Source organism: Parasphingomonas caseinilytica, assembly GCF_036663755.1.
Classification (GTDB): domain Bacteria; phylum Pseudomonadota; class Alphaproteobacteria; order Sphingomonadales; family Sphingomonadaceae; genus Sphingomonas.
Map to the genome: position 1 here is coordinate 1 of NZ_JAXOJL010000019.1, position 10199 is coordinate 10199.

Annotated in this window: 6 protein-coding genes and 2 pseudogenes; 5 read left to right on the forward strand and 3 right to left on the reverse strand. The window is 64.9% G+C overall.

All coding sequences use genetic code 11. The features are described from left to right. Positions 1 to 112: 112 nt before the first annotated feature. Together U1738_RS20120 and U1738_RS20125 are read right to left on the reverse strand one after the other, a co-directional pair. On the reverse strand, positions 113 to 1432 hold the full coding sequence (locus U1738_RS20120; protein ID WP_332790817.1) for a sigma-54-dependent transcriptional regulator: 1320 nt from the start codon (positions 1430 to 1432) through the stop codon (positions 113 to 115). After that, a complete protein-coding gene (locus U1738_RS20125) occupies positions 1429 to 3150 on the reverse strand; it encodes a sensor histidine kinase (protein ID WP_332790818.1) in 1722 nt (573 codons plus the stop codon). The genes U1738_RS20120 and U1738_RS20125 overlap by 4 nt, the downstream gene beginning before the upstream one ends. A 233-nt stretch (positions 3151 to 3383) precedes the next feature. Here U1738_RS20125 and U1738_RS20130 point away from each other — a divergent pair, with 233 nt between their 5' ends. From U1738_RS20130 to U1738_RS20150, 5 genes and pseudogenes are all read left to right on the forward strand, one after another. Continuing rightward, a complete protein-coding gene (locus U1738_RS20130) occupies positions 3384 to 4718 on the forward strand; it encodes a dicarboxylate/amino acid:cation symporter (RefSeq protein WP_332790819.1) in 1335 nt (444 codons plus the stop codon). Positions 4719 to 4749: 31 nt separating this feature from the next. Next, entirely contained in the window at positions 4750 to 6228 is a 1479-nt protein-coding gene (locus U1738_RS20135) for an alginate export family protein (protein ID WP_332790820.1), read from the forward strand. Between the two features lie 13 nt (positions 6229 to 6241). Continuing rightward, a complete protein-coding gene (locus tag U1738_RS20140) occupies positions 6242 to 7861 on the forward strand; it encodes an NAD-dependent malic enzyme (RefSeq protein ID WP_332790822.1) in 1620 nt (539 codons plus the stop codon). 280 nt (positions 7862 to 8141) lie between these two features. Then, positions 8142 to 9038, forward strand: coding sequence for a serine hydrolase (locus tag U1738_RS20145; RefSeq protein ID WP_332790821.1), 897 nt, complete (start codon positions 8142 to 8144; stop codon positions 9036 to 9038). 482 nt (positions 9039 to 9520) lie between these two features. Continuing rightward, positions 9521 to 9985 (forward strand): annotated as a pseudogene (locus U1738_RS20150) (TonB-dependent receptor plug domain-containing protein); the annotation flags it as partial. A gap of 119 nt (positions 9986 to 10104) precedes the next feature. On the opposite strand, the pseudogene U1738_RS20155 reads toward U1738_RS20150, so the two are convergent. Beyond that, positions 10105 to 10199 (reverse strand): annotated as a pseudogene (locus U1738_RS20155) (IS5 family transposase); the annotation flags it as partial.

Sequence of the window (10199 nt, forward strand, 5' to 3'; positions counted from 1 at the left end):
ACGGCTCCAGCCGCGCCATCTGCTCGTCCGTCAGCCAATATAGGTCGCTCATGCCCAGTCTCCTCGCAGAGCCTGAATCAGATCGCGACGCTTACATCAATGGGTCCTGACCCTAGCGACGGCTGCCTGACGTTTCTAGGCGAAGCTTGCGTAAATCGATGCCCAGGCGCTGTACCCGATAATAGAAGGTCTTGCGCGGAATGCCGAGGCGGGCGATCGCCTCGCCGACCTCTCCACCCGAGGCAGCCATCGCCTCGACGATCGCCGCGCTTTCGAACGCGGCGAGCCGTGCTGGCAGTGGTTCGAAGCTCGATGCCAATGGTTCCGAAACCGGCCCATCGAGGCCCAGGACGAAGCGTTCGGCGAAATGGGAGAGTTCCCGCACGTTGCCCGGCCAGTCATGGGCCGCAAGATAGGCGCGCCCGGTTTGTGCGAGTTGCGGCATCGGCAGGCGATGCCGTGCCGCTGCGGTAGTAGCGAGATGGGCGAAGAGGAGCGGCACGTCCTCGCGCCGCTCACGCAGCGGCGGGATGCGCACGCGAACGGCGGCGATACGATAGAGCAAGGCCGGCGGGATCGCATCCGGCGCACGGTGTGTTTCCTCTCCGGCGGTGGCGATGACGCGCAGATCGATCGGCACGGCATCGCGTATGCCGGACCGACGGACGGCGCGATCCTCGACAAGGCCGGTCAATCGCGCCTGCAGCGCGCGCGACGCCTGATCGATATCGTCGAGGAACAACGTGCCGCGACTGGCGGCAGAGACGCTGCCCTCGCCTATGGTGGCGAACAATCCGCCGTCCAGCAGCGCATCGGGCATGGCGGCGCACGCCACGGCCAGGAAGCGATGACGCGCCCGCTTGCCCGCGCGATGGATCAGGCGCGCGAACAGTTCTTTGCCCGTGCCTGTCTCGCCTTCGATCAACAGATCCATATCGGCATCGGCGAGCGCCGGGATCATCTGTCGCAGCCGATCCATCGCCAGCGACTTGCCGACCAGGGCCGCGCCCCGATCCGCGTCCGCCGCCTGGCGTAGCGCGCGATTCTCCAGCGCCAATCCGCGTGCGGTCGCCGCGCGTGATGTCGCCGCTACCAGCGCCGCCGGGTCGAAGGGCTTGCTTAAGAAATCCCAGACACCGGCCTTGACCATGTCGACCGCCATGGCGACGTCGCCATGGCCAGTGATCAGGATCACGGGGAGCGTCGGATCGCGCCCATGCAATAGACGGAACAGCTCGATGCCCGACATTTGCGGCATGCGCACGTCGGCGACGACGATGCCGGGATAGTGCGCATCGATCGCCGCCAAAGCTGGCTGGGCCGAGGCGAATGCATCAACCGCGAATCCCGCGAGCGACAGCAATTGCGCCGTCGAAGCGCGCAGATCGTCATCATCCTCTACCAGTGCCACGCGGACCATATCGTCCGTCATGGCGCGGCCTGCATTTCGATGACGAAGCACGCGCCGGTCGGGGTGGAAACCAGCCTGAGCGCGCCGCCAAGATCGTTCATGATGTCGTGTGCGATGACCAGTCCGAGGCCCAGCCCGGTCGGGCGACTGGTCACGAACGGCGTGAACAGCTGCAACGCGATCGCCGGAGCGACGCCGGGACCATTGTCCCGCACGACGAGTTGGACGGTGTCGGCCGCGATCTCCAGCGACATCGCGATGCTTGGATCGGGGCAACCCTCGGTCGCTTCGATCGCGTTCTGCAGGATGTTGACCAGCACCTGCTCCAGCCGGACGCGCCCGCCGATTACGTTCGGGTCGGACGACATGTCGGGCAACGACAGCGTGACGCGTGAAAGCCGTTCCTTCAGGATGAGCCGCGCGCCATCGACCACGTCGGCCAGCCGCAACGGGCCGATCGGCCCGCTGCCCTTGCGTGAGAAGCCGCGCAGTTCGGCGGTGACATCCCCGATCCGCCCCGTCAGCCGGCCGATGGCCTGAAGATTGTCGCGCACCGCATCCAGGTCGCCACGGTCGAGCCATTGTTCCCCGGTTGCCGCATAGTTGCGGATCGCGGCAACGGGTTGCGCGGTTTCGTGCGCGACGCTCGCCGTGATCTGGCCGAGCGTGGCGAGCCGATTGGCCTGGCGCAGTCCTTCCCGCAGCTCCGCTGCGCGTGCCTCGGCGGCGGTGCGCTCCTCGATCTCGCGGGTCAGATCGGCCGTCCGGGCCGATACCGCATGTTCCAGCGCGCTGGTCCGTTCCGCCCGGCGGCGCGCGCTTTGCCGCATTGCCCAGAGCAGGGCGGCCAACGTCATTGTCGACAGCAGCGCCAACACCTGGGCGAGCCGCACCACCGCGTCGATCGCCCGACCGGCCGGCATGGCCAGTTGGACGCGCCATCCGTTGGCGTCCGGCGCGGTTCCCGCAAGCATCAGCGTCTCGGCGATTCCGGCGGCCCGGATTCGGCCGTCGCCGAGCGCGGCGATCGGCGAATGCCGCAGCGTCGGCGCGCCGCTGTCCGCGCGCGCGGCTGCAGCCACGCTGGACGCGATCGGGAGGGTTTCGACGAATCGCCATTCTGGCCGGCTGGTGACGAGCACGATGCCCGCGCGATCGGTGACGAAGGTGATCCCGCCCGCGGCGCGCCAATCGCTCTCCAGCCGATCGAACTCCAGTTTCAGTACCACCACGCCGCCGGCCGCCGTCCTGCGCGTCAGGTACAGTCCGGGTTTGCGACTGACCGTACCCAGCGCGAACTGTTCGCCCGCGCCGGTTCGCACCGCATCGATGTAATAACGGCGAAATCGATAGTCCTGGCCGACGAAGCTGCGCGGAGCGCGCCAGTTGCTGGCGGATACCGTGCGGCCGCCGCGGCCTATGACATAAATCGCGGCCGCCCCGGTGCGTGCCGCCAGCGTCTCAAGCTTCACGTCGAGCGTCCGCGTGGCACCCGGGGCGTCGTCCAGCGCCGCAATCAGATCACGATCATCGGCGAGCGCCAGCGGGAGAAGACGAAAACGAGCGATCTCGCTTGCCAGCAATGCCTGACGCAGCCTGGCATCAGCCAGCACCGACAGGGCGAGTGCCTGTCGGCCGCGCTGTTCGACGATCCTGCCGACGATCCACGCCACCGATGCGCAAAGGGCGAGGATCACGAACAAGCCGGTAATTCGGCTGAAGACCAGTCGGCGGGACATGATCCGATTTAAGACGCGAGCCGTTGATGTGCAAATTATGGCACATTCTGTTCGGAAGATGCGCTGAAACCGGCACATCCGAGCGAGGGCGTTTCTGCTAAGTGCTCGGATTACAGGGCGAATATTAAATCCGTGGGGCCCTTTGGCCGCATACACGCTTCGCGCATCATCCTCCGACGTGAACCGTCCTCAAGAGCCGGAACACGCAATTGAGAGGATGAGAGGCCAATTCCATGACGATCAACATGAACGCCCTGCCGTCGCCGCCGGCGATCAAACCGTGGTATGCGCAGCTTTATCTCCAGGTGCTGATTGCGATCACCGCGGGCGTCCTGCTGGGCCATTTCTACCCAGGCACGGGTGAATCGCTGAAGCCGTTAGGCGATGCCTTCATCAAGCTCGTCAAAATGGTGATCGCGCCGGTGATCTTCCTGACGATCGTCACCGGCATCGCCAGCATGCGCGATCTGCGGTCGGTCGGTCGCGTCGCGGGCAAGGCGTTCGCCTATTTCCTGTTCTTCTCCACCTTCGCGCTGATCGTCGGCATGATCGTCGCCAATGTCGTACGGCCGGGCGCTGGGCTGAACATCGACCCCGCCACGCTGGACGCATCGAAGGTCGGCGAATTCGCCGCCAAGGCGCACGATACGACGCTGACCGGTTTCCTGACCGGCATCATCCCGGACACGTTCCTGTCTTCGATGACCGAAGGCAACATCCTTCAGGTTTTGTTCGTGTCGATCCTGTTCGGCGTGGCGCTGGCGATGATCGGCGATCGGGGCGCCAAAGTCCTGGGCGTACTCGATGACGTATCGATCGCGTTCTTCAAGCTGGTGGGCATCGTGATGAAGGCCGCGCCGCTCGGCGCTTTCGGCGCGATGGCCTTCACGATCGGCAAATACGGCGTCGGCACGCTGGCCAATCTGGCGATGCTTGTCGGCACCTTTTATTTCACCTCGCTGCTGTTCGTGATCGTCGTGCTCGGCACCGTCGCGAAGCTGTGCGGTTTCTCGATCTTCAAGCTGGTCGCCTATCTGAAGACCGAATTGCTGCTCGTGCTCGGCACGTCGTCGTCCGAAAGCGCCTTGCCCAGCCTGATCGAGAAGATGGAGCGCGCCGGCTGCCCCAAGTCGATCGTCGGACTGGTCGTGCCGACCGGTTACAGCTTCAACCTCGACGGTACCAACATCTACATGACGCTGGCGGCGCTGTTCATCGCGCAGGCCTGCAACGTCGATCTGACGATCGGGCAGCAACTTCTGTTGCTGGGCGTGGCGATGCTCTCCTCCAAGGGGGCGGCGGGGGTGACGGGGGCCGGTTTCATAACGCTGGCCGCGACGCTGTCGATCGTGCCATCGGTGCCGGTTGCGGGGATGGCGCTGATCCTGGGCGTCGACCGCTTCATGAGCGAGTGCCGCAGCCTCACCAACTTCATCGGCAACGCGGTCGCCACCGTCGTCGTGTCCAAATGGGAGGGCGCGCTCGACAAGGACCAGTTCGACGCCGCGATGGCGGGCAAGCTCGGCCCGGTCGAGGATCTCCCGGCGGGTGTCGTCGCGGCCGAATGATCCACCGTCTCCAGCCCGAAAGACGGGATCGATGAAAATGCTCCCGCGGCTCACGGCCGCCACCCTTTGCCTCGTTCCCGCGTCCGCCATCGCGCAGACGACGTTCGAGGCCACGCCGAACAAGGCGCCCGCCACGCCGATCGCGACCACCTATCCCGCCGCCGCCGCCGGAGACGGTGGAACGGCCGGCGGATACAATCTGTCACGCTGGGCCGAGGATTGGAGCGCCTATCGCGACCCGAAGAAGCGCCACGACGTGTTCGACCGGCTAAAGTTCCTGCCGCTCGACCCGGACGGCGACGTCAACGTGACGTTGTCCGGCGAAATCCGCTTGCGGGTCAATCACACGACCAATCCGGGCCTGCGCGATGCGCGCGCGCAGCGGCAGGACATCAACCGGATAACCGGCGGTGCAGATCTGCACGTCGGGCCGCATTTCCGCGCCTATGCGGAGATCGCGCATGGCGGGATTTCCGGCGTCGAACTCGGCGCGCCCGCGGCCTCGTTGCGCAACGACCTCGTCATTCAGCAGGCGTTCGTCGAAGGCGATTTCAACGCCGGCGGCGTGGCGCTGGGCGCGCGCTACGGGCGTCAGGAATTTACCGACGGGGCCAATTTGCTCGTATCGCAGCGCGACAACAACACGATTCGCTACACGCTGAACGGGATCCGCGCCTGGGCACGCGGCAAGACAGTGCGGATCGACCTGTTCGACTTGAAGCCGACATTGTACGGCGATCTGGGCCCCGACGATGACGTGATCGATCCGGCGCGGCGTTTTTCGGGCGTGACGTTCGGCGTGGTCGTGCCACCTGCGTGGTTCGGCGGATCGAAGCTGTATTTCGATCCGTTCTTCTGGCGTCGGCGCAACGATGTCGGCGCCTGGGGCGGACGAAGCGGCCCGGCCGAGCGTTTCTATGCCGGCGCGCGGCTGTGGGGCGATGCCGGCCGCCTGACAATCGACTGGACGGTCAACCACCAGTTCGGGACGTATATCGACCAGCAGATCGATGCCTGGCAGGTGTTCCTCGCGCAGACCTGGCGGGTGGGGAAGGACAAGGCCGCGCCGCGGGTCGGCGTGCATTTCGATTATGCCAGCGGCGGAGGCGGCTATGGCGACGGCAAGCTGCGCGATGCCTATGCGCCGTTCGGCAACAACATCTATTACAGTTATGCCCTGTTCCTCACCCCTTCGAACCTGATTGCGGTCGCCCCGAACGTCACGGTGCAACCGGCCAAGGCGGTACGGCTGACGGCCGAATACATGCTGGCCTGGCGCGATAGCACGACCGACGCGGTCTACCGCGCCAACGGACAGCCGTTTGCCGGCACGCAGCGCTTCGGCGCGGCCAAGATCGGCGAAGTCGCGCGGCTGCAGATTATCTGGTCGATCACGCCGCGAATCTCGTTGACGGGTCGCTACGAACATCTCGCGGCGGGTCCGGCGCTGACCGATGCCGGCTTCAAGAGTTCCGATTTCCTCGCGGGATGGGTGAGCTTCCGTTTCTGAAAGGACCGTTACGATTTCCCCAGCTTTCCATGCCGCAGCCCGGGCGGTTCTCGCCGATCCACTAACCAACAAGGGCACCGCGTTCAGCGAAGCCGAGCGCGACACGCTGGGCCTGCACGGGCTGTTGCCGCCGCATGTCGGCACGCTCGACAGCCAGATCGGGCGGCGGATGCGGGCGCTGAACGGTATGGAGGATGATTTCCACCGCTATGCCTTCCTGCGCGAACTGCAGGATTCGAACGAGGTCCTCTTCCACGCTTTGGTGCAGCACGATCTGCCGCGCATGCTGCCGCTGGTCTACACGCCGACGGTGGGCGCGGGGTGCGAGCGGTTCAGCGAGATTTGGCACAGGCCGCGCGGACTTTTTCTGAGCTATCCCAACAAGGGGCGGATCGCGGACATTCTGGCCGATCCCGCGCTCGATCGGGTCAAGGTGATCGTGGTCAGCGACGGTGAGCGGATTCTCGGGCTGGGCGATCAGGGCGCGGGCGGCATGGGCATCCCGATCGGCAAGCTGGCGCTCTACACGGCCTGCGCCGGTGTTCATCCGGCCGAGGTGCTGCCAATCCTGCTCGACGTCGGTACCGACAATGCCGTGTTGCGCGACGATCCGCTCTATGTCGGCTGGCGCAATCCGCGCGTTCGCGGGCCTGAATATGACGCATTCGTAGAAACGTTCGTCAGCGCGGTCGCCGAGCGGTTCCCCGGTGTCCTGCTGCAGTGGGAGGATTTCGCGGGCCGGAACGCCCATGATCTGCTGGATCGCTATCGGGATCGCCTGCTCAGCTTCAACGACGACATACAGGGTACCGCTGCGACCACGGTGGGGACGTTGCTGTCCGCGATCCGTCGCACCGGCGTTCCGCTGGCCCGGCAGCGCATCGTCCTGTTCGGGGCTGGCGCGGCAGGCAGCGGCGTGGCGGAAATGCTTGTTCGCGCGATGATGGCCGAAGGATTGTCCGAAGCGACGGCGCGCGGGCAGATCTGGGCAGTGGATCGCGACGGCCTGATCCTGTCCGACATTTCGCGCCTGCCGCCGCAGCAACAGGCGCTGGCGCATGATCCGGATGAAATCGCGACGTGGGTGCGAACGGACACGAACGCGATCGGATTGCTCGACACCGTCTCCAATGTGAAGCCGAGCGTATTGATCGGTGCCTCGGGACAGATGGGCGCATTCGGCGAGCCGGTGGTCCGCGCCATGGCGACAGCAAATCCGCAGCCTGTAATCTTCCCGCTATCCAATCCGATCTCGCGTGCCGAAGCGCATCCGGCTGACCTGCTGGCATGGACCGACGGACGGGCGATCATCGGCACGGGCAGCCCGTTCGGAGTGGCCGGGATCACCCAGGTCAACAATGTCTATATCTTTCCCGGCGTCGGGCTGGGCGCGCTGGCGGCAGGCGCAACGCGGATCACCGACGGGATGCTCATGGCCGCGGCGCGCGAACTCGGGGCGATGGGCGGAAAGGATGGTACGCTTCTGCCGCCGATCGCGCAGTTGCGCGAGGTCGCGCTGCGCATCGCGGTTGCGGTCGCGCGCCAAGCGGTTTCGGAAGGCGTTGCTGCCGAAAATCCGTCGATCGATGCCGAGCAGATCGGGGAACGCATGTGGCGGCCGAGATATGGATGATGAAAACGGCCAGCGTCGATCGTCACGAGATGCTCGACGATCGCGCGGATCCGGAGGCGTCGCGGGGGTCTGAGTGGCCAGATGCAAGAAGGGCATGCCGCCCACCAAGGACGAGTGGCGAATGACTGGCAGAGGTGGGGAATCGGGGGAAGGAAGCTGGAAACACCCGTGTTCGTGCCGAGCCCGCGGCGGGCCGGAGGACGTCCTCAAAAAATAGCCATCTGCCGTTGCCCGCCTTTCACAGGCATGCAACACGACGTGTTCATGTCTTCAGTGTAGCATGCGCAAGTCTCTGAAGGGCAATATCCAAGGACTGTCGATGCGCGTAACCTTGCTTCCCCGCCTGATTCTTTCCAGCATTGTCGCGAGCCTTCTGCTTCCGACACCGGCTGCCGCCAGTTCTGCCGAGCTGATCGGACTTGAGCGAGATCTCAGCATGCTGGTCGCCGGACGCTCGGGTGAATATGGCATTGCGGCGCTCGACCTTCGCGACGGCTCGACCGTTGCTGTGAACGGCGACATCCCCTTTCCGATGGCCAGCACGATAAAGATCGCCATCGCGGCCGCCTATCTCGCCCAGGTCGATCAAGGCCGCCGGGGCCTCGGCGACACAATCCTTGGCCGTCCCGCAGCGAAAGTCCTGGACCTGATGATCGTTCGCAGCGACAATCGCGCCGCCGACCAAGTGCTTGCCAGTCTCGGCGGACCCATGGCTGTCCAGCAATGGCTGTCGACGCAGAAAATCACGGGCATCCGTGTAGACCGGACAATCGCCCAGTTGCTCCGAGAGCGCGGCCACATTGCCGACAGCAGGGATGTTGCCACGCCGGTAGCCATGGTCGCGCTGTTGCAAAAGCTCGATAGCGGTACCGTCCTGACGGCTCAAAGCCGAACGTTTCTTTTCGAACTAATGAGCCGATGCGCGACCGGCACCCGACGTATCCGCGCCCTGCTTCCTGCCGGCACCCCGGTCGAGGACAAGACCGGTACCCTTGACGGTGTCACCAACGATGTCGGGTACATCACCATGCCCGACGGCCGCCGCGTGGCGGTCGCGGTGTTCGCTCGCGGGGGACGCGATCACCAGCCTGTCATCGCCGCGGTTTCACGCGCCATTTACGACCGCTTCGCGGACAGCGCCCGCAACGCACTCGCCCTTTTCATGCTAATGCGTTGATCTAAGCCGGAATGATTGTGTTCCTCTCTCTGTAGCTTAGCGCCAAAGGGCGTGGATCAACGACTGAAGTTGGTGTGACGAGAGGAGGCCGTGATGCCGGAGTTTGCGCCGACTGCAGACTGGCTGCCTCTGGTTGACCCTGCGCTTGTGCCGAGTGTCTGCAATTAGGGCGCTTAGCGGCCCAATTAGGCCGAGATGAATGAGCGTCCGCTGTTGGGATCGCGAACGTACCGCCGGATGTCGCATTCTGGGTCGTCGCGGACACCTTCGGGATTTATCGTGGCGCTCGCTTAGGCGTTGATCATAAAGACGGCGTCAAGCCCGACAGTCAACGCCGCTGACGGGTCGAAATTGACCGGGGACGCGCTAAGATCGCAACAGGTGTTGCGGGGTCCGCACTAACCTATCGCCATGATCTCACTCTACCGCCGCCGAAACCAGGGCGGGAGTGCAGCATGCGAGGATCCGGAACGATCGCGATCATGAGTGGGCTCTTGGCCGTCACCCCGGCGGTGGCCCAGACGGATGCGCCGCCGTTACCCAAAGCCGATGATGACATCGTCGTGACCGGCACGAGATCGCCGAACCGCACAGCGCTAGCATCATCGGCCCCGATCGACGTGGTGTCGGGGGAAACGATCACCGATACCGGCTTCCCCGATCTGGGGCGCGCGCTCAACTTCTTACAGCCGTCCATTAACTTCGCCCGGGCTGCCACCACCGCGTCCGCCGCGAATACGCGGCCGATCACGCTGCGCGGCCTTTCACCCGACCAGACGCTCGTGCTGGTCAACGGCAAGCGGCGGCATGCCAACGCGGTGCTGAACGTCAACAACAGCATCGGACGCGGCTCCGCCGGTGTCGATCTCGACACGATCCCGGAGGCGGCGATCGAGCGCATCGAGGTGCTGCGCGACGGAGCAGCCGCCCAGTATGGATCCGATGCGATCGCCGGCGTCGTAAACATCATCCTGAAGTCCAATGCCGCCGGGGGCACGGGTGAGGCGTTCGGCGGCATTACTGAGGCGGGGGACGGTGCCAATGGCCTAGGCTCAGGACTCGTTGATCAGAGCCAGAAGATGACGGTTGCGGCGAGCGCGATGGCTGAGAAGAAGACGGTTGGGCATCGATCATAGCGTGTGGCGACACGGCGCCAGTCCT

Bases quoted from the DNA above. Each gene is read 5' to 3' on its own strand.
- U1738_RS20120 (WP_332790817.1), bottom strand. From the start codon at position 1,432: ATGACGGACGATATGGTCCGCGTGGCACTGGTAGAGGATGATGACGAT.
- U1738_RS20125 (WP_332790818.1), bottom strand. From the start codon at position 3,150: ATGTCCCGCCGACTGGTCTTCAGCCGAATTACCGGCTTGTTCGTGATC.
- U1738_RS20130 (WP_332790819.1), top strand. From the start codon at position 3,384: ATGACGATCAACATGAACGCCCTGCCGTCGCCGCCGGCGATCAAACCG.
- U1738_RS20135 (WP_332790820.1), top strand. From the start codon at position 4,750: ATGAAAATGCTCCCGCGGCTCACGGCCGCCACCCTTTGCCTCGTTCCC.
- U1738_RS20145 (WP_332790821.1), top strand. From the start codon at position 8,142: ATGCGCAAGTCTCTGAAGGGCAATATCCAAGGACTGTCGATGCGCGTA.